This is a genomic window from Mucilaginibacter sp. P4_C11, from assembly GCF_056402115.1.
On sequence record NZ_JBFUIA010000005.1, the window covers coordinates 140,507 to 165,749 of the forward strand.

General features: G+C 42.7%; 26 protein-coding genes. 12 read left to right on the forward strand and 14 right to left on the reverse strand.

Features of this window, described 5'->3' with window-relative positions; genetic code table 11:
* Positions 1-559 precede the first annotated feature (559 nt).
* Positions 560-2,164: a reverse transcriptase domain-containing protein gene (locus AC1DU2_RS06445; RefSeq protein ID WP_477383420.1), complete on the reverse strand. Its 1,605-nt coding sequence runs from the start codon at positions 2,162-2,164 to the stop codon at positions 560-562.
* A gap of 948 nt (positions 2,165-3,112) precedes the next feature.
* Between AC1DU2_RS06445 and AC1DU2_RS06450 the strand changes: the two genes are divergently transcribed.
* Positions 3,113-4,132, forward strand: a complete 1,020-nt coding sequence (locus AC1DU2_RS06450) for a carboxypeptidase-like regulatory domain-containing protein (protein WP_477383421.1) — start codon at positions 3,113-3,115, stop codon at positions 4,130-4,132.
* A 24-nt stretch (positions 4,133-4,156) separates the two neighbouring features.
* Here AC1DU2_RS06450 and AC1DU2_RS06455 read toward each other — a convergent pair whose 3' ends face one another.
* The 4 genes from AC1DU2_RS06455 to AC1DU2_RS06470 form a co-directional block, all read right to left on the reverse strand.
* Complete coding sequence (locus AC1DU2_RS06455) at positions 4,157-4,645, reverse strand: hypothetical protein (RefSeq protein WP_477383422.1); 489 nt, start codon at positions 4,643-4,645, stop codon at positions 4,157-4,159.
* A 179-nt stretch (positions 4,646-4,824) separates the two neighbouring features.
* Positions 4,825-5,382: an REP-associated tyrosine transposase gene (locus AC1DU2_RS06460; RefSeq protein WP_477383423.1), complete on the reverse strand. Its 558-nt coding sequence runs from the start codon at positions 5,380-5,382 to the stop codon at positions 4,825-4,827.
* 462 nt (positions 5,383-5,844) lie between these two features.
* Positions 5,845-6,456 carry a dihydrofolate reductase family protein gene (locus AC1DU2_RS06465; protein WP_477383424.1) on the reverse strand — a complete coding sequence of 204 codons (612 nt, stop codon included), beginning with the start codon at positions 6,454-6,456 and terminating at the stop codon, positions 5,845-5,847.
* Between the two features lie 159 nt (positions 6,457-6,615).
* Entirely contained in the window at positions 6,616-7,026 is a 411-nt protein-coding gene (locus AC1DU2_RS06470; RefSeq protein WP_477383425.1) for a DoxX family protein, read from the reverse strand.
* Positions 7,027-7,158: 132 nt separating this feature from the next.
* Here AC1DU2_RS06470 and AC1DU2_RS06475 point away from each other — a divergent pair, with 132 nt between their 5' ends.
* Positions 7,159-8,136, forward strand: a complete 978-nt coding sequence (locus tag AC1DU2_RS06475; RefSeq protein WP_477383426.1) for a GlxA family transcriptional regulator — start codon at positions 7,159-7,161, stop codon at positions 8,134-8,136.
* Between the two features lie 139 nt (positions 8,137-8,275).
* On the opposite strand, the gene AC1DU2_RS06480 is transcribed toward AC1DU2_RS06475, so the two are convergent.
* From AC1DU2_RS06480 to AC1DU2_RS06490, 3 genes are all read right to left on the reverse strand, one after another.
* Positions 8,276-9,733 carry an SIR2 family protein gene (locus AC1DU2_RS06480; protein WP_477383427.1) on the reverse strand — a complete coding sequence of 486 codons (1,458 nt, stop codon included), beginning with the start codon at positions 9,731-9,733 and terminating at the stop codon, positions 8,276-8,278.
* 207 nt (positions 9,734-9,940) lie between these two features.
* Positions 9,941-10,837, reverse strand: coding sequence for a slipin family protein (locus AC1DU2_RS06485; RefSeq protein ID WP_477363408.1), 897 nt, complete (start codon positions 10,835-10,837; stop codon positions 9,941-9,943).
* 1 nt (position 10,838) lies between these two features.
* On the reverse strand, positions 10,839-11,204 hold the full coding sequence (locus AC1DU2_RS06490; RefSeq protein ID WP_090643767.1) for a GntR family transcriptional regulator: 366 nt from the start codon (positions 11,202-11,204) through the stop codon (positions 10,839-10,841).
* A 282-nt stretch (positions 11,205-11,486) separates the two neighbouring features.
* Here AC1DU2_RS06490 and AC1DU2_RS06495 point away from each other — a divergent pair, with 282 nt between their 5' ends.
* The 8 genes from AC1DU2_RS06495 to AC1DU2_RS06530 all read left to right on the forward strand — a co-directional run bounded on the left by AC1DU2_RS06495 (position 11,487) and on the right by AC1DU2_RS06530 (position 19,377).
* On the forward strand, positions 11,487-11,633 hold the full coding sequence (locus tag AC1DU2_RS06495) for a hypothetical protein (RefSeq protein WP_477383428.1): 147 nt from the start codon (positions 11,487-11,489) through the stop codon (positions 11,631-11,633).
* A 46-nt stretch (positions 11,634-11,679) separates the two neighbouring features.
* Positions 11,680-12,141, forward strand: a complete 462-nt coding sequence (locus AC1DU2_RS06500) for a RidA family protein (protein ID WP_477383429.1) — start codon at positions 11,680-11,682, stop codon at positions 12,139-12,141.
* A 10-nt stretch (positions 12,142-12,151) separates the two neighbouring features.
* The gene (locus AC1DU2_RS06505; protein WP_477383430.1) at positions 12,152-13,357 is read left to right on the forward strand and encodes an aminotransferase class V-fold PLP-dependent enzyme; all 1,206 of its coding nucleotides are present in this window, start codon (positions 12,152-12,154) and stop codon (positions 13,355-13,357) included.
* An 82-nt stretch (positions 13,358-13,439) separates the two neighbouring features.
* The gene (locus AC1DU2_RS06510; protein WP_477383431.1) at positions 13,440-14,732 is read left to right on the forward strand and encodes an amidohydrolase/deacetylase family metallohydrolase; all 1,293 of its coding nucleotides are present in this window, start codon (positions 13,440-13,442) and stop codon (positions 14,730-14,732) included.
* Between the two features lie 28 nt (positions 14,733-14,760).
* Positions 14,761-15,690: an RraA family protein gene (locus tag AC1DU2_RS06515; RefSeq protein ID WP_477383432.1), complete on the forward strand. Its 930-nt coding sequence runs from the start codon at positions 14,761-14,763 to the stop codon at positions 15,688-15,690.
* 141 nt (positions 15,691-15,831) lie between these two features.
* A complete protein-coding gene (locus AC1DU2_RS06520) occupies positions 15,832-16,920 on the forward strand; it encodes a bile acid:sodium symporter family protein (RefSeq protein WP_477383433.1) in 1,089 nt (362 codons plus the stop codon).
* Positions 16,921-17,179: 259 nt separating this feature from the next.
* Complete coding sequence (gene map, locus AC1DU2_RS06525) at positions 17,180-17,944, forward strand: type I methionyl aminopeptidase (RefSeq protein WP_477383434.1); 765 nt, start codon at positions 17,180-17,182, stop codon at positions 17,942-17,944.
* 137 nt (positions 17,945-18,081) lie between these two features.
* On the forward strand, positions 18,082-19,377 hold the full coding sequence (locus AC1DU2_RS06530; protein ID WP_477363468.1) for an NRAMP family divalent metal transporter: 1,296 nt from the start codon (positions 18,082-18,084) through the stop codon (positions 19,375-19,377).
* A 16-nt stretch (positions 19,378-19,393) separates the two neighbouring features.
* On the opposite strand, the gene AC1DU2_RS06535 is transcribed toward AC1DU2_RS06530, so the two are convergent.
* The 4 genes from AC1DU2_RS06535 to AC1DU2_RS06550 are packed head-to-tail and all read right to left on the reverse strand — an operon-like array spanning position 19,394 to position 22,137.
* Entirely contained in the window at positions 19,394-20,047 is a 654-nt protein-coding gene (locus AC1DU2_RS06535) for a response regulator (protein WP_477363471.1), read from the reverse strand.
* Between the two features lie 58 nt (positions 20,048-20,105).
* Entirely contained in the window at positions 20,106-20,915 is an 810-nt protein-coding gene (locus AC1DU2_RS06540; protein ID WP_477363474.1) for a sensor histidine kinase, read from the reverse strand.
* On the reverse strand, positions 20,899-21,564 hold the full coding sequence (locus AC1DU2_RS06545) for a hypothetical protein (protein ID WP_477383435.1): 666 nt from the start codon (positions 21,562-21,564) through the stop codon (positions 20,899-20,901). Before AC1DU2_RS06545 ends, AC1DU2_RS06540 begins: the two co-directional genes overlap by 17 nt.
* Positions 21,565-21,579: 15 nt before the next feature.
* Positions 21,580-22,137 (reverse strand): hypothetical protein, encoded by a 558-nt coding sequence (locus AC1DU2_RS06550; RefSeq protein WP_477383436.1) that lies wholly within the window; start codon positions 22,135-22,137, stop codon positions 21,580-21,582.
* Between the two features lie 341 nt (positions 22,138-22,478).
* Here AC1DU2_RS06550 and AC1DU2_RS06555 point away from each other — a divergent pair, with 341 nt between their 5' ends.
* Positions 22,479-23,030: an inclusion body family protein gene (locus AC1DU2_RS06555; protein ID WP_477363483.1), complete on the forward strand. Its 552-nt coding sequence runs from the start codon at positions 22,479-22,481 to the stop codon at positions 23,028-23,030.
* Positions 23,031-23,302: 272 nt separating this feature from the next.
* On the opposite strand, the gene AC1DU2_RS06560 is transcribed toward AC1DU2_RS06555, so the two are convergent.
* Together AC1DU2_RS06560 and AC1DU2_RS06565 are read right to left on the reverse strand one after the other, a co-directional pair.
* Positions 23,303-23,662: a hypothetical protein gene (locus AC1DU2_RS06560; protein ID WP_477383437.1), complete on the reverse strand. Its 360-nt coding sequence runs from the start codon at positions 23,660-23,662 to the stop codon at positions 23,303-23,305.
* A complete protein-coding gene (locus tag AC1DU2_RS06565) occupies positions 23,659-24,297 on the reverse strand; it encodes a TNT domain-containing protein (protein ID WP_477363489.1) in 639 nt (212 codons plus the stop codon). The genes AC1DU2_RS06560 and AC1DU2_RS06565 overlap by 4 nt, the downstream gene beginning before the upstream one ends.
* Positions 24,298-24,547: 250 nt before the next feature.
* On the opposite strand from AC1DU2_RS06565, the gene AC1DU2_RS06570 reads away from it, so the two are divergent.
* On the forward strand, positions 24,548-25,123 hold the full coding sequence (locus tag AC1DU2_RS06570) for a C40 family peptidase (protein ID WP_477383438.1): 576 nt from the start codon (positions 24,548-24,550) through the stop codon (positions 25,121-25,123).
* Positions 25,124-25,243 lie beyond the last annotated feature (120 nt).

Below are 25,243 nucleotides of genomic sequence, written 5' to 3' on the forward strand. Positions count from 1 at the left end.
ATTCTTCTTCATGGCGTTCTTGTCTCAAATCTCATATCTCACATCTCAAATCTAATTTTGGCGTTCCCTGCGGGCCGTGCTGTACGTTCATACGGCACAGGCCTTAGGCGCCGGGCCGGTATCCACTGCCATCACTAACGCGAAATTGCGGTACAGATGGCTTTTGTGCTTTACAACGACATCGTGATTTGCATGCGGGGCACACGCGGCACGCGTGCGCTAGCATTGGGGGCCTGGAGGCCTGCGGCAGCAAGAAGTGCTTGCGGTAACCCGGATTCTGTATTGGGTGCTAATTCGGTTTAGCACGGAATTTACTTTCCAATAGACTTATTCTTGCTAATTCGGTTTAGCATGGTATTTACCTGTCAGTGGGTCTACTTATCACGAACCGTGAATTTGCTAATTCGGTTTAGCATAGAGTTTACCTGTCAGTCGGGAACACGCGACACGCGTGCACCAGCGGGGGGAAATGCTTAGAGTTTTATGATGGAAATGTAACGGAAGAGTGGCGGGAAGAATGGTAAATAGCTTAATATTATTACAGCCTTGTTCAAATTAATTAAAACTTTAGTTCGTTCTTTTTTAATCTTTTGTTTTTCATCTTTCTAAATGCGTTTGACGTTTCCTTTTGTATAAAACGCTGCTCACTTGTCTTTGTAATCTCTTGTTCTAAAAGACGGAAATGCCTGGATAGTTGTTTCCTAATTGCTATGGAATCCATACCCTCCCTGAGTATTCCGTTTGATTTTTTATATATTTTCTTAGCTGCGTCTTGAGCATAGCTGAGAAAGTTTCTTTTTCCTAAATGAGAATACTTTTCATAAAGTTGCTTTTTTTGAATAAATGATGATTTGGATTTTGAACTATAAGACATCATAATTGTCTTAACAATTCGCCTGTTCATCTTTTGAAAATATTTAGATAGACTTCCTGGCCGTATATAAATATCCTGTCCGTTAAATTCAAAGCCTAAATATTGCAATGACTTATAATAATTGGACTCGCTCGCTGGGGTTAAGATTGCTTTATCTTTATTGATTTTTTTATAATTAAAACCCCTGACTTTGCCTTTGCTGTTTTTATGGAAGTTTATAATCTCTGCTTTTTGGGGTTGAATTACCAGTTTATATTTTTCGATCTCATCAAGCACCAGCTTGCTTACATCGGAATAATCTGAGGATTTACAAATAATCAGAAGGTCGTCGCAGTAACGCCGATAAGTGAATCCGTACTTTTTACTGAGTCGAAATATGTACTCATCAAAATCTATCAGGTAAATATTTGAAAGCACAGCACTCATTGATGAGCCTTGTGGAATGCCCCGAAATTCCTTCTCTTTAGTTTTATTGTTAATTTTAGGCTGATTGGTAACAATCAGATTTTGAGCCCTTAAAAAATTAAACTTTTCGTATAATGCCTTGCCTGCAATGCTATCATCCATTAGATCCAACAGCGATTGCCATTTTACACCTTCTTTTCTTTTGAGCTCTAAATCAATTTTAAAGTGTTTTAAGAAGCTGGTGTAATTTATATATGCATATTGGGTGAGCGACCGATATACTTTATATTGATCAATTGGAAGTTCAGATAATTTTAGAATCTTGCACCATTTAGCTTTCAATAAATAGTGGTCAATATTGTCAAAATATCCGGTAATATCCAATGCAATAGCCGTACAGCTTCCTGTACTATTTAGGTGTTCTTTAACCCTGTTGAAAGCTTCTTTGGCAAACTGAATATTACATGATCCGTTTAGGTCCGTTCGGTAAGCCAATACACATTCACTGAATTTTTTATCCCTGATATACTCCTGGTATTTTTCGGTTAGTGCAAATGCATAAAAGGCATAAATATAAGAATCAAAATGGGAGGCAAATGAAATAGGTCTGATCTTGGTTTCCAAATCGTAAGACGACTTATCCTCCTGATAACGGTATCTTGGAGTTTTTGTCAAGATCTTAACAAAGGGCAAAAAAGGATGGGAAAAGATGGTTTTTAAGGACGGGTCAGCAACCTTAGTCCTGATTTGTTCACTAAGGTTGAAGAAGTCGAAATAAGGATCAAATTGGGGATATTTTTTTAATTTGAAGGACGCGGTTGTCAGACCGAATTTATCCTTAAACCGTTGCCACAAATCATCATTATATAAGGTTTCAGTCTTCATATTTTAATGGGACATTAGCCAGGAAGCGATTATTCAGCCTTATACCTCCTGGCTAATGCACAATGTTACCCATTGCTTGGCCAATGACCGCCTCGAATCATTTGAGGGTATTCTCCTCTACAAACCTTAATCCACTCATTAGCCAATCAAGACACAGCAAAGCTGTTATTGTGGCATTTTAGATCGGCCTGACACGTTCAGAACCGACCCTCCCAAGCTTGGGTAACCGACTGAGGTTACTTACTTCTCCGGGACCTTGCAGAATATGTTTCACTTCCGCTCAGACATACGGCTTTCACCGCGAGGACTTTTTAAACAATAATAATGTTATGATAGCTCTTAAACACATAATCCTTGCCCTGTTAGTTATTGCATCTCTGCAACTACAGGATTGTTCGGAAACCATGACAGGTAATCTGGCAGGGTTGGCAGCATATTTGTATACGCACCTTAGGTCAAGCCACTTAAACAGTACACCACTCCAGACTATTCTGAAGGCAAACATGACCACTCAATTTATAATCCAAACTCCAAGAATGTCAATTTGTCATAAATCTGTAATGTGATTCTTATTTTTGTATCCTCCGCCGTTGTTGGAGTTGTCTCCAACAATTCGTTCCCGGCCGCCCGCTCGTTAAAACGTAAGCCGTGTGTCAATTCCTTTTAGTTGATAACCCAGCGATTGATAAACGATAAAACCGGGTGCAGGGGCTTTGGCTATTACGACGCAGTAAAGGTCCACGAGTTTATTGGAGACAACTCCAACAAAGTGCGGTCGGGAACATCAACAAGGGCGTAGATATCCTTTCGTTTAAACTTATTTGATAACGCTCTCAATATATTTAGCGAGTAGTTATTTAAATCCCTTAAAATAAGAGGGTCAATATTAATCTATTTATTAAATAATTGATGTAAAGATGTATATTTAGTCACCGAAATCCTTACATCATGAAAAAAGCTTTATCAATCCTATTATGGATTTATCTATTAAATCCTCAAAACGTGTTTTCTCAAGTGGACTCACTTCTTATTAAGGGTGTAGTTGTTGAAAAAAAGGGCAGCACTCCGTTGCAAGGGGCATCAATATCTGTCGTTAACAAGCGCTATGGCACGCTGACTGATGACAAGGGTCGTTTCGTGCTTAAAGTAATAGCCGGAGATTTGGTTAAAGTTGACTTTATTGGGTATAAAAGCATAACGCAAAAAATCGACAAGCCTGACCAACCGATGCTTATAGCGCTTGAACAAGATGATTCAGGTATTAATTATTTAGTGGTGAATGCTGTTTCTAATAAAAGCTACTGGTCCGGCGCGAGCATGGGGGCTTCGATTGGTTATAATGTCAATTCAAAGGGAGGAACAGACAATATAGTAGGAGGAGCGACCGTGATTATAAACCCAATGTCTCACAAATATTCCAAGACCGAGTGGGCCATTGTCGGAAATATAGCAAACTTTATGAACACTGTTAGCACACAGGTGACAAAAACAGATTTAAGCAAATTGGCACAGTCCAATAACGGACTAAGTGTTGGAATCGGAGGTACGCGTGAATTCCAATTCGGCGTCGACAACGAATTAGCGTTTAGAGTTTACGGATTTACACTATATCAACTAAACTCCTTCCAAAAAACTGGCGACACTACCCATACATCAATAAGCCAATGGAAAAATACCCTTGGTTTGGAATTAGAGGGATTTACTTTTAAGCAAGGTGGTGCAATGACATTTGGCGTGTCTGCAAATTATGGCATATTTGACGCAAACGCATATAAAACTGTTTTTGGGGAGAAGAAAGCCAAAATTTTCAGCCTCGAGTCGACGGTAATACTGCCTTTGTCAAACCAATTTGGCTTCTTGTTTTCGGGCACCTATTCGCGCAGTTTTCAGCCGATATTTATGCTGGGGATTATTATAAAGACAATTGATTTTGACAAAACATCATTGGGGGCCGCACAAAGGCATTGATACGCTTGAATTAAAGAATTACTATTACCTGTCAACCAAATCGCCGATCAGTGACACTAAAAACTTCCTGACATCTTTGCCCTTGTCATTAAGTTGTAACTCGATGTTGTTTCCTTCCGGTGTCAACGTTATTGGCGATTTTGTTACAAGATTTAAACGATAAAGTTCGTAATACCGGTTCCTAACGGAATCCGTCAATTCGGATTCTTTTAATAGTTGTGAAGATGTGGGCGATAGTTCCAATATTTTATCTATTCCATCCGGACTCATACGCTTCAATATTTCTTTGACCGGTCGTGTAGCCTCAATTTTAAGCTTCTCATTTACCTCAATTTTCAAACCGGAGATTGAAATAGTTTTTGAATTAGATAAAAGCGTCGGAACTACTGCGAGACATTTATGAAGATCACCCGAAAAAAGGATGTAAAAAATAAGAATAGTTACGGGCCACATCGATGCCTTTATTATTGTAGCGACTGCTTCAAGCTTTGAGTTATTCTCTTTTTTTTCCATTTCAGTGATGACGTTAGGTGTTAAGTATCTGTTCTGCAATATAATGAGAAATGATTTAAAATCCCCTCAATAATTTTTCGCCCTTGTTGGTGTTCCCCCCAGCTCCCCCTCTTTGGCGCAAGTCTTGCGGGCTGGAGGTGCGAAGGGTGACTTGTGACTTCCTTAGTAAATGCCCGTCATTAGTTATAACATTCAACCTCCATTAGTATGCCGCCTTTCTCCTGGTAATTACTGGCGCTGCTGTAAAGATAGTCTGCGGCTTCGGCAACCAAACCTGCTTTAACGGGGTTTTGGTGAATATATTCCAATTTTTGTGAAAAAAGATTTGAATTCGGGTGTAATTCAATTGGATGGTTCTCCTGTTCCCAAAATTGATAGTGAGTGTTGTTCCCGTTTGCTTTACCTGCATCTGAAAATATCCGAAGCATCCAATTTCGCCTGCTTTCTGACCGATTGCCAATTATTTCCTGGATGATTTTAACCGAAGAAAACTTTTTCATGTCCCGCATAATTACGGGTAAACTTTGTATCCCTTTACTGCTTATAATTAAATGAACGTGGTTACTCATAATCACATAACCGTGGATGGCCAATCCTTTTTCCCTGATGCAATGCCTAAAGCTTTCTATTAAAATATCCCGGTAAACCTGACGCGTAAATACATCTACCCATTCCACAACGGCAAACGTTACAAAGTAAATCCCTTCAGGATTGGCAAATTTATATTTGGCGCTCATGCTTTAATTATAAATAATGTTCGTTATAAAAGCAACGCTATTACCCGATAAAGGGTATCAATGAATATCAAACACCCAGACGTTTTAAGCATCCGGGTGTCGTTGTAAGTCATGGTATCCTTCAAGTCACAAGTCAGCCTTTGCCCTCTTTGCCCACCCACAAGACTTGCGCCAAATGGTGTAAAAAGCTTTAAGGTTTACGTAACGCCATCTTAATTTCGACTTGACACTTGTTGTGCTCCCTACCCTGTTCGAACACTTCGAACGATTAGGTCTATAGTAATGAATTTAATAAGTCGGTATTAAATGCCATACCCGACCGCACAAAACTATGCGTGTGGTCTGCAGACTACATGTCCCGGTAGATCGAGCCAGGAAATCGAACAGCGGTATTTATCCCTTATAAATATACCAAACCCTGATGCAATTGCACATCCCGGATTTGCATACAAATAATAAGTTTTATGCCGACAAACCAACAACAGGCATCTGCTTACACGCTTTTTCATAAGCATAGCTCAAACGCACAATGCCCGACGAAAATACCTGCGTGTTGGTTAACCGCATTGGTAAATTATGGCTAAGGGTGGGGAATAAACGTTTCCCGGTAGAAATTACCACCGGGTGCACCCAAAGTTCGTACCTATCCACCAGGTTTAGCTTCATGAGTGATGATACCAGCTGTCCGCTCCCCAAAACTATGATATCCCGGCCCGGCTGGGCTTTTAACCGGTCTATCTCTTTTTTTAGCTTTCCTTTTAGCAGGATGGTATTGCACCAGGGAGTAAGGTGGATTGATTTGGATACTACCGCTTTGGTATGCCGGTTCATCAGTTCGGCCATTACAATATCTTCTTTGGCCATCAGCAGGTCGTTGGCTTTTGCGGGCCAGTAGTTGGCGAAGGCTTCATAGGTGCGGGCACCTAATAAAATGGTATCTGCCCGGGCCAGTTGCCGGCACAGGCTTTCGCACAGCTGGCTGTCCCAGTATTTAAAATGCCAGTCAAGGCTGCCATCGGGCCCGGCCATAAAGCCATCTAAAGTTACATTTACCGATGCCACCAACCGCCTCATTTTTTATTATAATTATTATTTACAGGCCATATATGATCAGGGAAAGCGCTTTTTGATTTTTTCGCGCCAGCACGCTAAGTCGCAAAGCAACTCCTTATTTTTCTTTGCATCATTTTCTTTGCGTCTTTGCCCGAATTATTTTAAAGCTGGTTCCCCGATTTACCACTTACCGCCAAAGTTGAACAGGCTTTTTACTTTTCCATCGCGCAGGTAAAGGCTTAGCCATACCAGTATGGCAAAAACTATAGGGAAATAGGCGGGCTGGCCAACCCTTATCATGATAGCTACTGCGCCACCCAGGTAGCCGGTAATTAAAATAGCGCCCAAAACAGCAGTACGCGGAATGATGTAGATGACGGTGCAAACCAGCAGTATGGTACCTATTACCTGTACCATATTTTCGCCGTAGCCCAAAAAAATGGTACCTTTTACCGAGTGGCTTTCTTTCATGATTTTGGCGATAGCATCAAACAGCAGGAATAAAATGCAGATAACGCTGATGATACGCCCGGTTAACAATGATGATTTTGAAGGCGTGGCCGCCGTAGTGGGTGATACTGTGGTTTCCATAATGATATTTTTTGTTGGTGATTTTGTTAATTCAAAGGTAGTGTGGCGTAAACAAATAAGTACTGCACGTATTTGACATCTGCAGGGTGTAAATGCGACTTTTTATTTTTTGATTGCTTAGATTTGATCAACATGAAACACATTTCGATACTGGTGCCCTATGAGGCCGTCCCGTCTGCAATCGTCGATCCGCGGTATATGTTCACCGCCATTAATCAATTTTTGGTTAGCGCCGGTAAACAGCCCGCGTTTGAGGTTCAATTAGTGGGCTTAACCGCCCAGGTACCGCTCAACAACGGCGCTTTCGCGGTTAATACGGATGTGCTGATAAGCGACCTTAAAAAAACCGACCTGGTGGTTATCCCGGCGCTATCGGGCGATATGAGGGCCATGGTTGAGCTGAACAAGGATTTTGTGCCCTGGATTATCAACCAATATAAAAATGGTGCCGAGGTGGCTTCACTTTGTCTTGGCGCTTTCCTGCTGGCATCTACCGGGTTGCTTAACGGAAAATCATGCTCTACCCATTGGATGTCGGGCAACGAGTTCAGGGCCATGTTCCCGGAAGTGGCCATGACCGATGGTACCATCATTACCGAAATTGACGGCCTTTACTCAAGCGGCGGCGCCAGCTCTTACTGGAACCTGTTGCTGCACATTATTGAAAAATATACCGGCAGGGAACTGGCCATTATGGCGGCTAAGTTTTTCGCTATCGAGATTGACAGGAAAAGCCAGTCGCCATTTGTTATGTTTAACGGGCAAAAAAAGCATGAGGACGAACCCATTAAGCTTGCACAGGAATTTATTGAGCATAATTACACCGCGAAACTTTCTGTAGATGGCCTGGCCGACCAGTTTGCCATCGGCCGCCGCCATTTTGAACGCCGTTTTAAAAAAGCCACCAACAACACCCCATCCGAATACATTCAGCGGGTGAAGGTAGAAGCCGCTAAAAAGCAGCTGGAAAACTCATCAAAAAATGTAAACGAGATAATGTACCAGGTAGGCTATAATGATGTTAAGGCTTTCAGGGCGGTGTTTAAAAAGTTCACCGGTTTGTCGCCCGCCGATTATAAGCACAAATACAACAGGCAGGCGGCTGCGTAAAAAACACCCCTCCGGTCGGGAACACCAACAAGGGCGTAGTAAAGTGTAAGGCAACACTTTTAAATATGGTTCGGTTTCCTCGGCCAAGATGCTCTTTTTTACAAACTCCGTTTCAACCTGTTTTAATGATTGCGTTGAATTATTGAAGTAACCCTATTACAGCCATTACCGTATCAATCAGCTGTAAACTGGTAGCAGTCTCGTCATTTAGCTTTTGTAACAAAGCAAGCAGTTCCGGGGTATCATAACCATATGTCGTTGGATCGGCATTTACGATATCCCATATTATTTTTGCAGCATTCCCGGTTGCACCAATAGGTATGGGCACCGACCTGTTTTTATCATGTTCCCATGCCGCATCAAATTCTATCATCATGCCAGGAGATTCGGTCAATACACCATCAATATATTTATTGCCGAATATGAATATACTAATACCCGATTGTGCGGTGAGCTCCTCCCGGTGCTTTTGCTTTAATTCTTTAATATCTACTCCATCTGGTGCAAACCGGGGAAAGGGAACCATAGCAATTACCTCATCAAGGTGCTGGTATTTGGTGGTATACAAGTATGTGAGTGCCCCATTTATTACCGTATCTCCGATACCTAAGCCGAAACCAGATATAATTTTGTAATTACTTGCTGCAATTTTATACGATAAATCGAATACGAATCTATCTGTTCTGTCTTTTCCCCAAGTTCCATAGTTGGCCACAGCACCGGAAATAAAAATCTTTTTCCGTTTAAGTTTTTTATTTAGCAGGGTAAGCGTGTCTGTAATTTCGGCATAATCATCAATTAACAACGCTTTTATTGAATATCTTGTAAGGTCCCTCACCTTGTAGTTTAATTTTAAACAGTCATATGCCCAGGCCTTTTCGCCTTCTATCTCCCCAAGCTTTTTTTTATAATCTGAAAGTTGCGGTTGTTTAAAAAAACAATAATGATCACGTTGGTTATTCCCGAGTAAAATCCTGATCCTGCTCAATATATAACTCAGGTTAGGATCTTCAAAGCTAAAACCTATAAATAAAAATGTTTTCGAAACTAAATCGCCCTGCAATGCTGTAGTAAAAAGCTGCCTCGTTACGTTGTAGTCCTCATAATGTCCTTTGGTAAGTACGGCTTTATCAGGCAGGCTCTTGTCGCCATGCATTTTATATACAATAGCGTCCCTTTTCGGCAACGTTATAGCCAAATTTTCGGGCGTAAGCTTTACGTCGGCCGATTTATTGGCATCGCCTAAAGCCCGTTCTATTAAATCATCATAATTTGTTGTCCAATAATAGCCTATTGGCAATTTCGCCAACAATTTCAGATTTGGCGTAAGCGCCACGCCCTTGCTAAACGCATTTACAATTGTCTGATTAATAGCCCCCTGCCCGCCTGCCTGGTTCACATAATATTGAGCTATTGAAATAAGATCATCCTCCTTATCTATATCAAGCTCCAGTTCTTCGGCTATCTTTCTCAGTAATTCCTTCCAATTTACAAAGCCGGCGGGTACCGATAGCCCTGCACCGGCAAATATAGCTGCATTATTTTCACTAATAGCGTTGAGGTATTTTTCTACAAATATTTTTACAGCCTGTTTCATATATAAAGTTTAGATAGTTAAAGATACAATTTGGTTAATGAGTTATTGATAGAATTGAAAAAAATACAAAACCTTAGTTGCTGGCCCCAAATCTATGCGCCCGCATACAACTCACAATACCGCATGTAAAGCACAAAACCCCAAACTCCCCCCAGCCTGCATTAGTAATAGCTATGGAATTAACTGAACATTGAGTTTTATGAAAGTTTACACGTCCTGCTTGGGTTCGTTTGATTTTGCTAAGGAGATCAATCCGCCCATTGCGCCCAGGTTCATGGAATCCAATGCCGAACTTGGCACTATAACCATCGATCCTTTTTCTTTCAGGCCCTCAAATAACATGTTCATCCCCCTTAGGTGTAAGGCCACCGGGTTATTGATATATTGTTCACTTGCCACCGCAAATTTTTCGGCAATCTCAACTTCGGCAGTGCCCAGTATTACCCTTGCCCTGCGTTCTCTTTCGGCCTGGGCTTCCTTGCTCATGGCATCGGCTAATAGCTGAGGGATAACAATATCTTTGATGCCCACATTCTGGCAGGTTATGCCCCAGGGGTTGGTATGCTCATCCAGTATTCTTTGCAGTAAATCCGTCACCTTATCGCGCTCCTGCAACAGCTCGGCCAATTCATGTTTTCCTATTACATCTCTTAATCCTGTTTGCGCTATGTAGGCAATAGCCACCTCGTAGTCCTGCACTTCAAGCGCGGCCTTTTCAACGTCCCATACCGTCCAGTACACTACGGCATCAACATTTACGGGCACGGTATCTTTGGTAAGCGTTTGCTCGGCTTTAAACTCGGTAACCCTAACCCGCTGATCAATATAATTATCTATTTTGTCAACCAGTGGAATGGTGAAAAATAAGCCCGGGCCACGTAGCCCGGTATATTTACCCATGCGTAAAACAATAGCTTTTTCCCACTGATCGGCTATATGCACCGAGTTGGCCAAAAACAACGAAGCTATCAGCAACAGCCCCAAGGTTAAAGCGTTAATGCATTCCAAATAATACAAACCAATAGCGCCCGCTGTTAACACAACAAATATCACGGCTGCAATTGGGTTAACGCCCAACTTGGTATTCTTTTTACTACTTATCATATTATTGTTTTTTAAGTTGATTAATAATGTCGTCTGTCGAAAAACCATAGCTGAATGCAATGGACGAAAATTCGTTACAGATCTCTTTTAATTTGGCGCTTCGCTCCTTTTCAGTTATCTGGATCCTTATTTCGCTTATAAATGTGCCTGTACCCTGCTGCGTTTCTAAAATATCCTGAATTTCCAGCTCTTTGTAAGCTTTGGCCACCGTATTCAGGTTTACCTTTAAATCCACAGCCAACGAACGCACAGTGGGTAATTGTTCGCCTGTTTTCAGGTTTCCCGCAGCTATGCCAAACGTGATCTGGTCAATTATCTGTCGGTAAAACGGGGTACCCGTTTTAGGGTCTAATTTAAATTTAATCATGTTAAAATACTATTGTACTATACATATAGTACAAACATACAACAAGTTTCTTATTTTCAAAATATTAATTCAATATCTCCAAAGCCCTTCTGTTTAACTAAAAACCGGGCAGCGCGTAAATATTTCAACCTTTCGGAGGGATAAACTACCGGTAGTCATGTGTAATAGGAAATATATAATCAGATGCAAGCCAGGCAATCGCCACTCCCCTTGATGATTGTCAGGTTTTATCTGATAGCAGGCGTTGTATATCCGGATTAGTACATAAAATTTATTGTTTGCATGAATAATACCAAAGGCACAGGGAAGGCTTCGGCTGCTGCTTCGCGTTATTTTGGCCCGCGTTTATTGAAGCTTACCGGTGCGGCGGCTTTGTTTTTATTTATGGGATTTGGCTGGATGGTGGCAACCACAAATAAATCGCGCTAACAATAACTAAAACAACATACACCTCATTACACAAAATAAAAATAACATGGAAAAAAGAAGATCTGTTTTAAAAAGGATACTGGCCTCGGCAGTGGGCATATCCGTATTCGGATTAAGCAAAGACGCCATAGCCGCGCCCGCCGATGAAAAGGTAGCTAACAATGTAACATCGTTTCAGGATGTGCCCTTGTTTTCGGGCTCAACCAAACTGGGCAACATGGTTTTTATAGCCGGAAAAGGCGCCCACGTTGAGCCCTTCGAGATTAAAGCCCATACCGAAATTGTACTTAAAGAGCTGGAAAAAGAACTCATAAAAGCCGGCTCATCGATGGAAAAAGTACTCAAAGTAACCGTGTTTCTGAATGATATTGCCGACTACCAGGGCATGAACGAGGTTTACAAAGGCCGCTTTGACAAAAATCCGCCGGTACGTACCACCGTTGCGGTAGCTAAGGGTGGTGTGCCGGGCAACTCGCTTGTTGAGATGGATTGTATCGCTTACATATAATAATCAAAAAATGAAACGCAGAGACATACTCAAGGGCCTTACCCTATTACCCCTAACCGGCAGCCTGGTTAGCAAGGCAGCCGTTACGCTCCCCTCCTCCCCGGCAAAAAAGCCGGTGCGCGATCTGTTTAAAGAGCTTGGTGTTACACCGGTGATAAACGCATCCGTAACCATGACTTTTTTATCCGGTTCGCTGATGTTGCCGGAAGTGTTGGAGGCCATCAATTCAACATCGCACGATTTTGCCAACATGTACGAGTTACAGGATAAAGTTGGGGCGAAAATTGCCGAAATGCTGCATGTAGAGTCGGCAATGGTTACATCGGGAGCGGCATGTGCCATATTACTGGGTACTGCGGCTGCCATAACCGGTACCGATCATGAAAAAATAAAGCTGTTGCCTAACCTGCCAGGGCCGCGGCCCGAGGTAATTATGCAAAAAACGCACAGGTACCTGTTTGACCAGGCCGTAACCACCACCGGCGCCAAAATTATTGAGGTTGAAGGCCCGGACGAAATGGAGAAAGCTGTTAATGATAAAACGGTAATGGCCCTGTTTTTTAACGCCGCCGAAAAAAGCAGTATTACGCACGCCGATTTTGTGGCTATCGCCAAACGGCACAACATACCAACCTTTTTGGATGCCGCGGCAGATGTGCCGCCTGTTGAAAACCTGTTTAAGTTTCAGAAAATCGGTTTCGACCTCGTGACCTTTTCGGGTGGCAAAATGATACGCGGGCCGCAGAGCGCAGGCTTGCTTTTCGGCCGTAAAGACCTTATTACAGCCGCCCGCCTTAACCACAGCCCTAATGAGGCGCCCATTGGCCGGCCTATGAAAGTAAACAAAGAAGAAATGTTTGCCATGTACGCCGCACTGAAAGCCTACCTTGAACGGGACCATAAAAAAGAGTGGGGAGACTGGATGCAGCGCACCAAATACATCGGCACGCAGTTGGAAACCCTGCACAGCGTTAAAACCGAAACAGTAGTTGACCCCGGCCCGGCTAATGCCTACCCAAGCCTTAATGTTACCTGGGACAACAGCAAAATTAAAATTACACCCCAACAGGTGGTAATCGCCTTAAAAAATGGCACGCCAAGTATAGTAGCCAATGGCCAAGGCAATCGCCTTACTATCGGCGTGGTGCTTTTGCGGCCAGACCAGGTTGATATTGTAGCTACAAAAGTAAAGTCCATTTTGCAGCAAGCCATCTGATAAAATTATCCGCCCAACATACATCTGCCTGTCAAAAATTAAACCTGCAATACTTTATTATGATTTAAATACTTAACCCAAAATGCAAAAAACCTACTTCTTATTATTGGTGCTGTTAAGCGTATTAAGCACGGCGGTAATGGCGCAGTCGTACGATATTGTGATTAAGGATGGCCACGTGATTGATCCTAAAAATGATATCGACGCCATCATGGATATTGCTATCAACAACAATAAAATAGCGCTGATATCCAAAAATATCGACGCCAAACAAGCGGCAGATGTGATTGAGGCCAAGGGCATGTATGTAGTGCCCGGATTAATTGACATCCATACCCATAATTTTGGCGGTACCCAGCCCGATCATCAATACGAAAACGGGAACCTGGGCCTGGCACCCGATGGATTTACTTTCAGGAATGGTGTAACTACTGTTGTTGATGCAGGCAGCTCGGGCTGGCGAACATTTCCGACCTTTAAAACGCAAACTATTGATAATTCCAGGACAAGGGTGCTGGCGTTTTTAAACATTGTTGGCGAAGGCATGCGCGGCGATTACGAACAAGACCTGAATGATATGGATCCGCGGATGACTGCCCTGGTTGCCCGGAGATATAAAGATATCATTGTAGGCATCAAACTGGCCCATTACGAAGGTCATGACTGGACACCTGCCGACCGTGCGGTAGAGGCCGGTACAGCTGCAAGAGGAATACCCGTGATGATTGATTTTGGCGGCAGCATCCCGCCACTACCCATTGAAGAATTATTTTTGAAACACCTTAGGCCAGGCGACATTTTCACCCATTGCTTCGGCCAGTTTAATGACCGCGAACCTATTGTTGACCCGGCGACTAAAAAAGTAAAACCTTTTGTATACGAAGCCCGGAAACGGGGGATTGCTTTTGACGTGGGCTACGGCAATATCAGCTTTGCGTATTCGCAGGCGCTGCCCGCCGCCAAAGAGGGGTTTTTCCCGAACTCCATCAGCACCGATTTACATGTGGGCAGCATGAATGATGCCATGAAGGATATGCTTACCTGTATGACCAAATTTTTGGCTATGGGCATGCCCCTTCACGATGTGATACAGGCATGTACATCAAACCCGGCGAAGGAGATAAAACACGAGGAATTGGGGAATTTATCGGTAGGCTCGGGCGCCGATGTAGCTATTTTAAGTATTGTTGATGGCAAATTCGGTTTGTTTGATTATACGGGTTACAAGATGGAGGCCAGCAAAAAATTTGTTTGCGAACTCACTATCAGGGCGGGTAAAATAGTTTATGACCTTAACGGGATAGCATCGCCAATATATCAGCCTAAAATTAATACCAAAAATCCGCAAACCGTGCTAATAACCGAAAATCATTAATTAATATTATCCTGTTTTAATAAAAGTTATGAGATACTGTAAACTTTTAATCCTGGGGCTTTTTGTCGGCATAGGCTGTTACAGCAACGCCCGGGCGCAAACCATTTCAAGAGACGAACTGGTGTTTTACACATCGGAGTGGAAAGGCGAGCGCTTTGCCGATGGACGGCCCAAAATTCCGGATGATATTATAGAACGAGCAAAAAAAATAGGTATTGAAGAAGCCTGGACGGTATTAAAAAACGAAGGTTATAATAACCAGTTTGAAGGTGGGTGGAAACTGGTTAACGATACCTTGCCAGTTGTTGGCCGGGCCGTAACAGCCATGTTTATGCCAAGCCGCCCCGATATAGAAAAAAACATAAAAGACCGGGGCAATAAACAGGGGCGAAAAGGCAATACCAATGCCTGGCCGATAGAAACCTTAACCAAAAGCGATGTGTATGTTGCCGATGGCTTTGGCAAAGTTAAAGGGGGCACGCTTATTGGCGATAACCTGGGTAACTCCATTTTCAGCAAATCGGGTAACGGTGTTATTTTTGATGGTTCGGCGCGCGACTTGCAGGGCCTTAAAGAAATACATGGCTTTAATGCTTTTGTACGCGACTTTGATCCATCGTACCTTGAAGAAATGGTATTAATGGGGCTTAACACGCCCATACGCATAGGCCGCGCTGTAGTGCTGCCCGGAGATTTGGTTATCTCCGAAAAAGAAGGCGTGCTTTTTATTCCGGCGCATTTGGCCGAAAAAGTGGTGGCTACTGCCGAATTCATTGCCCTGCGCGACGAGTTTGGACATGCCATGCTTAAATCGGGCAGGTTTGCAACCGGCGAAATTGACAGCCAGTGGACCAGCCAGGTGAAGGATGCGTTCATGAAATGGCTTAATCAAAATCCGGGTAAAATAAAAATGACCAGGGCGCAATTAGATGCCTTTATGGAAAAGCGCACCTGGTAACCAAATTATAACCTAATGCCAAGTTAGCAGTACTAAGTCTTAAGTAAAAAGTTAGATTTAATCTTTTTAACTTAGAGCTTAAGCCATTCGAGTAAAGACTATCCGTCGTTACTCGATTAACATAACACTAAATTTAAACAGTTGAAAAATATCGTTATCTACAAACTCATTGCGGGCATTGCCGTGCTTTGTGCGCTCGCGGTAGCCTGGCAAATTTACCGGGATGGCATTGCTCATGCCGGCCCGTTTATCATCGCATTGTTTATCATGCTATCTATAGCATGCCGCGGATGGGAGCTATTAAAGGGCCTCGCCTTTACGCTTATCATTTTCGCGGCAGTTACCGCGGCATTATACTATCCGCAATATTTTGTTGAAGTAAAAGGTTTTAAGCTGTCGGGGCTTATTACGCCCCTACTGCAGCTTATTATGTTCGGGATGGGCACATCTATGGGTATTAAAGATTTTGCAGGGGTTATTAAAATGCCCAAAGGAGTATTCATAGGTGTTGGCAGTCATTTTTTGATTATGCCGCTGCTGGGCTTCACGCTGGCCAAACTAAGCGGCTTTCCGCCTGAGATTGCCGCAGGCTTAATCCTCGTGGGCTGTTCGCCAAACGGAACGGCCTCCAACGTTATCTCGTACCTGGCAAAGGCCAACCTGGCATTGTCTGTTACCATAACCGCGGTATCTACCATGCTGGCACCGTTTTTTACACCACTGCTTATGAAACTGCTTGGCGGCGCTTTTATTAAAATAGATACGCCTGGCATGATGTGGGATATTACAAAAATTGTGGTTTTACCCATCGCCGCAGGCATTCTTTTTAATAAATACCTGCTTAAAAGGGCCGCGTGGCTGGAAACGCTGATGCCATTGATATCAATGTTTGGTATCGCTTTTATTATCGTAATTATTACTGCGGCCGGGCGTAACAGTTTATTAAATATTGGCGCTATGCTGGTGTTGCTGGTGCTTATTCACAATTTATTGGGTTATACTCTGGGCTACTGGGCGGGCCGGTTATTTAAAATGCCCGAACGCGATTGCCGTACCATGGCCATAGAAGTGGGCATGCAAAATGCCGGCCTGGCTTCGGGGCTGGCAAAAGCGATGGGGAAAATCGCGACGGTAGGCCTGGCCCCCGCGGTATTTGGTCCACTGATGAACGTCACCGGATCATTACTGGCCAACTACTGGCATCGTAAACCGCTGGAGAAAAGTAACTAGCAGTATCAGGACTTTGGGGATGGTGTCAATTGGGAATGGGATGCCGGAATACGTTTGCATACCGCACTTTCTCAACTTTCGCCCATGTTAGAATCCCCTGCCGCACTTTGTTGTGTGTTTTCATTAACAAATACCGGCATGCAAAAAAAATTTAATATTACATAACGCCGTCTTCCCTTCAACTATCCTTGGCTCGTTGGTGACAGCATTAACCCTTACCTACCGTAAAACCCCTATATTTGAGCAAAAAAAGAATACCATGTCAATCACATCTGAGGAAGAATTATTTGGAATGAAACAGGTGAGCAATGCTGTTGCCGAAACGTTAAAACAGATGCGTGAGCATGCCGTGCCGGGTATGTCGACCAAAGAGCTGGACGAGTTTGGGGGTAATATCCTGAATCAAATGGGTGCTAAGTCGGCACCAAAGCTAACCTATGGTTTTCCGGGTTGGACCTGCATTAGTGTGAACAACGAGGTGGCGCATGGTATTCCAACCGAGGCCAGGATTTTGAATGAGGGCGACCTGGTCAATATCGATGTGTCTGCCGAGCTAAACGGTTTCTGGGCCGATAATGGCGGCTCATTTATACTTGGCCGCGATTTAAACCGGCTGCAACCCCTGGTTGACGTTTCCAAACAAATTTTAAAAAAGGCTATCAGTGAGATTAGAGGTGGTGTAAAAATTGCGGATATAGGCAAGCTGATTGAAATGCAGGCCAAACAAGTTGGTTATAAAGTGATCAAGAACCTTGCAGGGCACGGTGTAGGGCGAAGCTTACATGAAGAACCTCATGATATACTGAACTGTTATGATAAGTATAACACCGCCCGTTTCAAAAAAAATTCGATTGTAGCCATTGAAACTTTTATTGCTACGCACTCCAGCTATGCAGATCAGCAGGAAGATGGCTGGACTTTGATAGGGAACCGCGGCGGGTATGTTGCCCAGCATGAGCACACCATTATGGTAACTAACGGTATGCCTATCATTCTTACCGCATCAAACGAAATTTGGGCCTAATCAGGTTCCATTCAGCATGCGGGGTAAAGTTCGCGACTAAACCGTCGGTTATTCGATGGTTAAGCTATTTAGCATGAAAGAAATTTAATCTTTATATCGTACCTTATTGCTCTTATTTATTTCAACGTCTACCAGGTATGTCTGTCAACCCCAAACCCAAGTTTCGTAAACGAAAAATTCTGAAATGGTTAAGCCTGCTTGGGCCAGGTTTAACTACCGGCGCGGCAGACGACGATCCGTCGGGCATAGCAACTTATTCCCAAACGGGTGCTCAATTTGGTTATGGCCAATTGTGGACGGCCCTTTATATGCTGCCCTTTATGACCGCCGTTCAGGAGGCCTGTGCACGTATTGGGCTGGTTACCGGCAAAGGCATAGCTGCGGTTGTGAAAGAACATTACAGTCGCAAGGTATTATACGCAGTTGTGGGCCTGGTAGTGGTGGCCAATACTATTAATATCGGTGCCGATATTGGCGCCATGGCCGCAGCTGCTCAATTGCTGATACCTATTCCGTTTATCATCTTAACCCTGTTGTTTACTACGGGCATTTTACTGCTGGAAATTTTTACCACTTATAAGCTGTATTCCAGGATATTGAAATGGCTGGCCCTTACACTGCTGGCCTATCCTATAACGGTGTTTATTGTTCATCAGCCCTGGGCAACAGTGTTGCGGGCAAGCCTGGTGCCGCATTTTGAGTTTAGCTTTGCCTTTTTGTTTATCATTACCGGGGTATTCGGAACCACCATTACACCTTACATGTTTTTTTGGGAAGCCTCGCAGGAGGTTGAGGAAGAACAAGCCAAAGGGCTGGTACGCAACGGCAAACCCAGGATTGGCTGGCCGCACATTCATGCCATGCGTAAAGATAATACCTTCGGTATGATCGTTTCGGAGTTTACCACCTGGTGCATTTTGCTGGTGGCGGCTACGGTTTTACACAACAGCGGGGTAACAGATATTAAAAATGCAGCCGACGCGGCAAAAGCGCTGGAACCTTTGGTACACTCGTTTCCGCATGCGGGCTTCCTGGCCAAGCTTATTTTTTCTATAGGTATCATTGGGCTTGGCTTATTGGCTGTACCGGTGTTATCAGGTTCGGCCGCTTACGCTGTAGCCGAGGCTTTTGACTGGAGTGCCAGCCTGAACCTGAAATTCCGCAAAGCTTATGGCTTTTATGGCGTTATTACCGTTGCTACGCTGGTGGGGCTGGCTATAAATTTTGTGGGGATAGATCCGGTGAAGGCCCTGGTATATACCGCGGTGATAAATGGCGTGGCAGCTGTTCCTTTACTGTTCCTCATCGTAAACATCGCCGCCAGCGAACAAATTATGGGTGTGTACAAAAGCGGCTGGTTATCTAAAACCCTGTTATGGTCAACATTTGTGATTATGGGTGCCGCGGCAGTAGCGTTATTTTTTACATTATAGTTCAGTATAAGTGCATCTATATTATCCCGTTTTTTACCGCGAACATTACCAGACCGGCGGTATTGCGAACGCCTACCTTTTCAATCAGCCTTATCCTGATGCCCTCTATCGAGCGTGGGCTAAGGAAAAGTTGCTTACCCATTTCGTTGGCTGTTTTTTCTTCACATATCAGTTTTAAAACCTCCTGCTCACGTTCGGTAAATTCAATGTTTTGATTAAATGATGGCTTCAGGTTACCCTTTATTACTAATTTTTTCAGGAGGGCCTTGCTTACTATGTCGTTAAAATAATAACCATTTTCATGCACGGCATAAATTGCCTTACCAATCTCGTCCGAGTCGGCATTTTTTAATAAATACCCGTTTGCCCCAATCTCCATTAAATGGATAATAAATTTATCATCATCATACATGGTTACCACCAAAATTTTAACCGATCCAAATCTTTTTTTTACCAGTTTGGTAGCTTCTATACCATCCATTACCGGCATTTTTAAATCCATGATAATAACATCCGGCAGCTCTTTTTCCATCCCTTCAATCAGTTCCTGGCCATTGCTGGCTTCCATAATCACTTCAAAATCATTGTGCTGGGCCAGGCCAACTTTTAAACCGTCTCTGAATATAGTATAGTCGTCGGCTATCGCTATTTTTATTTTATTGGGCTTCATAGCTTGTATTCATTAAAATAATGTATCGGGTAAAATATTTGCCAATGTTGTTATTGCTTCAGGAATTTACGTTGTCTTTCACATATATGTCAATGCAATACCCCGCGGCTATCTGCGAAAATGAGAGGTGGCCCTTTATCAAAATTATGCGGCTTTGTATGTTCTTTAAACCAAGTCCGTTTTTTTTAAAGCGTAACTCCTCATACTGTTTTTGGGTAAGCCCATTACCATCATGAAAAATGGTTAAGCTTAATGCATGATCTTCATAAACTGAACTGATATGCAGCGTTTTGGCGTCGGCGTATTTGATGATGTTATTTACAAGCTCCTGAAATATCCTGTAAATACTGATATCATTTTCTGTTGTTGGGGCGGTATATGAGTCGGCCAGCGCAGTTGTAACCTGTATTATATTGCTGTTATGGATTATCTTTTCGGCAAAGTGCTGGATTGCGGTATTCAGGCCCAATTCTTTCAATATCCCCGAGTGAAGGTTATGCGAGATATCCCTTACCTGTTTAATGGCTTCGTCAAGTAACTCTTTAGCTTTTTCATAAAGCTCGTTGTTTTTTTCGTCAAAAACGTTAATTTTTATCCCCTGGAAATGCAGTTTTGATGAGGATAATATAGCGCCAACCTCGTCATGCAAGTCCTCGGCAATGCGGTGCCGTACGGCTTCCTCGCTGCGCACCGCGGCTTCAATTAACTGGTTTTGCTGATTTTCGCGTAAATTTTGAATGTTTTTTTGGTACTGAAATTTCTTTCGCTGAAAAAATATAAAAATCAATAAAACACTCGCAAACAGAAAAAGCATCACTGCTATCCCCATAAACAAAAAAAGCTTTATTTCTTTATAATTCTGACTCATAAAAGGCTTTGGCTATAAAAACACAGAAGATGATAAAGGTGATATTATGGATATTCCATAAGCTTACCGCAAAATTTTGCAAATGCACCGTGAGCTTGTTATATAACAGAAATATGAAAAAATTTACAGCAACATAAATCCCCAGGCCGGTAACAATCCATAAATCGGGCTGTTTTTTGCTTATTTCTTCGTCGTCGCTTATCCTGAATAAATAATATTGAATACAATAAAACAACAGCAGTGCCGCCTCAACCGATAACAACAGGCTACTAAAATGCCAATAGTCAAAAAAATGCTGATAAACGCTAAAATTTATAATTACAAACACTGCAAAAACAAGTTGAATAACCTTTTTTGTCGTGGTAAGAAACGGTTGCTTAAGCCGGATAAAATAGGAACTGAACAACACAAACCTTACTATGGAATGGATATTATACAAATAATTATTCGACTGAAATTGAACGGACAGCTTCGTTCTGAATTTCCAGGTCAGGTCGATAGCAATATTTAGTATCAGCGCTATCCAAACATATATCACTACGGGCCTATTAAAGGCCGGTTGTTTTTTGCGGATGTAAAGAAAAGTCAAAGGTATGAGCAATGCCCAAACCTCCGACCAATCGAGAACGTTTTTAAGAATATTTTGCACAGCCTTTATATGTTTTTATTGCATAGTGGCAGGTGGCGAAGGGTTTGAATTTACATCGCCGGTGCCGCATTTTAAAACAACCTCTCCTTTAATAATTTGAACCTGGTACACCACATGCTGATTGGCAGGCAGTATTATAGGGGTAAGGAGAAGATAATCAAAATCCCGTTTTTTCCCACCCGAATCTTTTAACATATTGAGGATAGTTTTTTTGGAAATATAGGAGTTACCCAATATGGCTTTACCATTTAGCGTAGTTAAACTATCTTTTGCCAATGATAAGGTATCGGGGCTGGCTGCATTTAAATAATTTCCGGCTGTATCAATAATGTATGAGATAAGCTGGTAAGGCCGCTTTTCGCTCTCAGCAGCGGGCGTATAAAACTGAAAAACGAAGTTGTTGGTTTTGGCCGAGTCGAGCCAATGGGTAACCTGCCCCGAAGTATATTTTAACGAGGCAAATTTAATGGCCCCGCCCGCCGGTGGCTTACAGGCTGTTACAAATAAAAATACACAAAAAATAAGTACAGGGTGAAGCAATCTGGTAAAATTGCCAAAGGGTTGTTGTTTCATAATAAATTGATTTACAAGGTTTGCGATGCGTAGCTTAACAGTTAACGACTTTAAAGGCTGGTCAAATTAACTAAGGTTAAGTTAAGTATATTGTTTTAATAATTAATATAATAATATACATTTTTTTCGCAAACGCCTAATTTCTACGTATAAATACTTATTTATTTTTTTCGGTATTTCTACTCTTCCCTAATTTCTGTTTCAGGGCAATATTTGTATCGCAATAAGGGCATACGATACCGGTTAAGAAGCTTCGGTCATACGCCCCAGGAGCAGGAGTTAACTCGAAAATCCTTTTAAAGAGTAGAGACCATTTATTTAACTTTTAAATTTTACTACTTATGGCAATTTCACCAGCAAGCGATTCCAATGAAATCGTGTATATCCAGATAGTTATCGACACAGAAGCTATTATAGCCGATAACCCTGCGCCAAGCACTAATGCAGATAGCCCAACCGGCCTGGCGCATAATTATATGTACATGGTAGCCACCAGGGGCAATGTATTTACTCCACAATCTGAAGGAACGGCAGACCTTAACGTAAAAGCCATTACCGGCGATGTTGTCCGTTGGTACGCAGTATCTGAAAATGGCAACTTTGACACCGCCGTAGCCATTTACAAAATTGCAAGATATGACAGCAGCGATGATGTATTCAGTGCAGTTGATTTTAATGTTTTTGCCAGAACAGGCATTTTACCAACCGACAGGACTACATTCCCCATTACATTTTCGTTACAGAATTACTGGTTTAACAGCGCAACCATCCTTAAAAGCGGAACAGAAAATTACAGTATCAGTTTTGCACTTTACCGCCACACGAGGGACCAGGCAGAGCCGGTATTATTCGGCTACTTTTGGTGGGATCCAACGCTTACCATTCAGTTTTAAACCAAGGCGCCGTAAAAGGCTGCATGGTTAACAACTTTAGTGGTTTCCACTACAAATTATCTGTCCTTTTGTAAGCCTTACGCGGTTGAACCGCAGATAGCCGACCTGTTAATTGTTACGCAAAAAACAGGTTGGCTATTTTACAAATAGTATCAAGTCGCAAGTATCAGGTATCAAGATTTTTTTTGGCTACCAGATCAATTAAAGAATTGAAGCCAACCTATAGATTCCTTAATGATGTTTTGTTTGAGGCTCGACCTTTATGTGCACAGCTAAGCTATTGTCCAAAAACCCTCCAGGTAAAGCATATAACGGCCGGGTTGAAACTCGCCGTAGGCAAAAACAATTATGGTGTTACCCTTTTTATGGTAATACAGCCTTAGGTTATTGCTGCCCTTATATAAATTCAGGAAGCCGCCATCAGTAACAAAAGCCCCGGATTTTACTATGAATTCAAAGTCGGGGCTACTGATAATTCCTTGCAGGTCTTCAAATGTATTATTGGCAAAGTCATTCAGTTTAATGGCTACGCCCAGGGCGGTTTCAGGGCTCAAATCAAATGAGCTGTGCAGTATATCCTGTTCGGGGCCGTCAAATATGAGCAACTTTGCCTTTTTGTAATTGGTTATCATTTGGGGCGTTCTTTATCTTTTTGTTCGGCAATATACCCGCCTTTTTTCAGATCGTTGATATTATAAGGCAATTCAAACTGAATACCTAAACCGGGTTTATTAAACCAGGGGATAATTTGTCCGCGTTTGACACTGTCGATGGGTTTTACAATTTTATAAACCCTGTAGGGTGATTGTAAGGTTTTATCGGGCAGAGCGCGTTGCGGGAACGGAACACCTACAAATGATACAAAGGTTCCCTTGTCCTGGAAAACGCTATCGGCATCGTAATAACCTCCGTACCTATCAACCAACAGGCCGGCCTGCAGCGTAATCATTTTTAACGAAAGGGCGCCGCGGTTTGGAGGCCAGCCGCCATTAAGGTTGTTTGTGCTGAAAAACTGTTCCAATTCAGCCCATTTTTCGTGCTTCCATAGTTGCCAGGCAGTTTTAGCAAGCGTTTTTTTGGTAGTGTCGGCAAAATCGGCAACTGAGGCTACAAAAACGCTGTACGAAACACCGCGTACAAGGCTGTCATTTTTTTGATGTTCTCTTACCGAACCGGCTACGTGTTTGTGTTTTTGGGAGTGCTCTGTTTGCGCGCTGGCAACAAAAGGCAGCAGTACTGCCAACAGCAGTATTCTAATTGTTTTCATACGACAAGATGTTTGGTTTATTATTGGTTAAAGTTAATATATGTAAATACTTTATCAATACAACCAAGCATATTTATTTTTAATAATATGTTGGTACTATTAAAATATTAAAGCGGTACATTTTGGAATCAGGCGGCAAAACCGAAACAATTAAATAATAATCTCAAACTGCGCCGATTCTTGCTATTAACTTACCTGCACTAACCCTTTATTGCCAAAAACATTTGCGCCCCACTCATGTATACTGTATATGTATTCCATCCCTCTGTATCTCCTTATCTTATTGACATTTAGCGGTTGCAGTGGCTGCGGCCGCGAGGCGGTGGTAATTAACGGGCAAACGCTGCTGCGCCGGGATACGCTGCCGCCGCCGGCCCCGGATAGCGCGGAATTTGTTACCAGGATAAACACAGCAGGCACAAACGCCGATAGCCTGGTTGCTTTTGCTCAAAGCCTTCGGGGTGTCCCCTACCTGTATGCCTCTACCGATCCGGCGCAGGGGTTTGATTGTTCGGGCTTTATTACTTACGTATTTAATCATTTTAAGATAGCGGTGCCCCGCCGATCAATGGATTTTGACCATATGCACAACCAGATTCTGTTAAGCCAGGCCAAAACGGGCGACCTTGTGTTGTTTACCGGTACCGATAGTACCGACCGTGTGCCTGGCCATATGGGTATTTTAATTGTAAAACCCGGCCAACCTGTGGTGTTTATCCATTCCACCTCGGGCAAAGCTAAGGGCGTTACCGAAACACCTTTCAGCCCGTATTATGATAGCAGGTATTTGAAAACAATAAGGGTATTTGAAGATAGTAGCAAGTAGCTAATAGTAAGTAGCAAGATTTTTTTTCGAAGATATGATAGGGCTATAAGTATAATAGTACAAACATCCGACAGTTCAACAAATTTAAACTTCGGTTAAGTTTTTTGCCCGGCAAGAACT

What these genes read in the sequence shown, in the direction of transcription:
- AC1DU2_RS06515 (WP_477383432.1), top strand. Translation starts at nt 14,761, where the DNA reads ATGAGATACTGTAAACTTTTAATCCTGGGGCTTTTTGTCGGCATAGGC.
- AC1DU2_RS06565 (WP_477363489.1), bottom strand. Translation starts at nt 24,297, where the DNA reads ATGAAAACAATTAGAATACTGCTGTTGGCAGTACTGCTGCCTTTTGTT.
- AC1DU2_RS06530 (WP_477363468.1), top strand. Translation starts at nt 18,082, where the DNA reads ATGTCTGTCAACCCCAAACCCAAGTTTCGTAAACGAAAAATTCTGAAA.
- AC1DU2_RS06475 (WP_477383426.1), top strand. Translation starts at nt 7,159, where the DNA reads ATGAAACACATTTCGATACTGGTGCCCTATGAGGCCGTCCCGTCTGCA.
- AC1DU2_RS06450 (WP_477383421.1), top strand. Translation starts at nt 3,113, where the DNA reads ATGAAAAAAGCTTTATCAATCCTATTATGGATTTATCTATTAAATCCT.
- AC1DU2_RS06500 (WP_477383429.1), top strand. Translation starts at nt 11,680, where the DNA reads ATGGAAAAAAGAAGATCTGTTTTAAAAAGGATACTGGCCTCGGCAGTG.
- AC1DU2_RS06505 (WP_477383430.1), top strand. Translation starts at nt 12,152, where the DNA reads ATGAAACGCAGAGACATACTCAAGGGCCTTACCCTATTACCCCTAACC.
- AC1DU2_RS06470 (WP_477383425.1), bottom strand. Translation starts at nt 7,026, where the DNA reads ATGGAAACCACAGTATCACCCACTACGGCGGCCACGCCTTCAAAATCA.
- AC1DU2_RS06510 (WP_477383431.1), top strand. Translation starts at nt 13,440, where the DNA reads ATGCAAAAAACCTACTTCTTATTATTGGTGCTGTTAAGCGTATTAAGC.
- AC1DU2_RS06535 (WP_477363471.1), bottom strand. Translation starts at nt 20,047, where the DNA reads ATGAAGCCCAATAAAATAAAAATAGCGATAGCCGACGACTATACTATA.
- AC1DU2_RS06490 (WP_090643767.1), bottom strand. Translation starts at nt 11,204, where the DNA reads ATGATTAAATTTAAATTAGACCCTAAAACGGGTACCCCGTTTTACCGA.
- AC1DU2_RS06555 (WP_477363483.1), top strand. Translation starts at nt 22,479, where the DNA reads ATGGCAATTTCACCAGCAAGCGATTCCAATGAAATCGTGTATATCCAG.
- AC1DU2_RS06540 (WP_477363474.1), bottom strand. Translation starts at nt 20,915, where the DNA reads ATGAGTCAGAATTATAAAGAAATAAAGCTTTTTTTGTTTATGGGGATA.
- AC1DU2_RS06460 (WP_477383423.1), bottom strand. Translation starts at nt 5,382, where the DNA reads ATGAGCGCCAAATATAAATTTGCCAATCCTGAAGGGATTTACTTTGTA.
- AC1DU2_RS06455 (WP_477383422.1), bottom strand. Translation starts at nt 4,645, where the DNA reads ATGGAAAAAAAAGAGAATAACTCAAAGCTTGAAGCAGTCGCTACAATA.
- AC1DU2_RS06495 (WP_477383428.1), top strand. Translation starts at nt 11,487, where the DNA reads ATGAATAATACCAAAGGCACAGGGAAGGCTTCGGCTGCTGCTTCGCGT.
- map (WP_477383434.1), top strand. Translation starts at nt 17,180, where the DNA reads ATGTCAATCACATCTGAGGAAGAATTATTTGGAATGAAACAGGTGAGC.
- AC1DU2_RS06465 (WP_477383424.1), bottom strand. Translation starts at nt 6,456, where the DNA reads ATGAGGCGGTTGGTGGCATCGGTAAATGTAACTTTAGATGGCTTTATG.
- AC1DU2_RS06550 (WP_477383436.1), bottom strand. Translation starts at nt 22,137, where the DNA reads ATGAAACAACAACCCTTTGGCAATTTTACCAGATTGCTTCACCCTGTA.
- AC1DU2_RS06570 (WP_477383438.1), top strand. Translation starts at nt 24,548, where the DNA reads ATGTATTCCATCCCTCTGTATCTCCTTATCTTATTGACATTTAGCGGT.
- AC1DU2_RS06485 (WP_477363408.1), bottom strand. Translation starts at nt 10,837, where the DNA reads ATGATAAGTAGTAAAAAGAATACCAAGTTGGGCGTTAACCCAATTGCA.
- AC1DU2_RS06480 (WP_477383427.1), bottom strand. Translation starts at nt 9,733, where the DNA reads ATGAAACAGGCTGTAAAAATATTTGTAGAAAAATACCTCAACGCTATT.
- AC1DU2_RS06445 (WP_477383420.1), bottom strand. Translation starts at nt 2,164, where the DNA reads ATGAAGACTGAAACCTTATATAATGATGATTTGTGGCAACGGTTTAAG.
- AC1DU2_RS06560 (WP_477383437.1), bottom strand. Translation starts at nt 23,662, where the DNA reads ATGATAACCAATTACAAAAAGGCAAAGTTGCTCATATTTGACGGCCCC.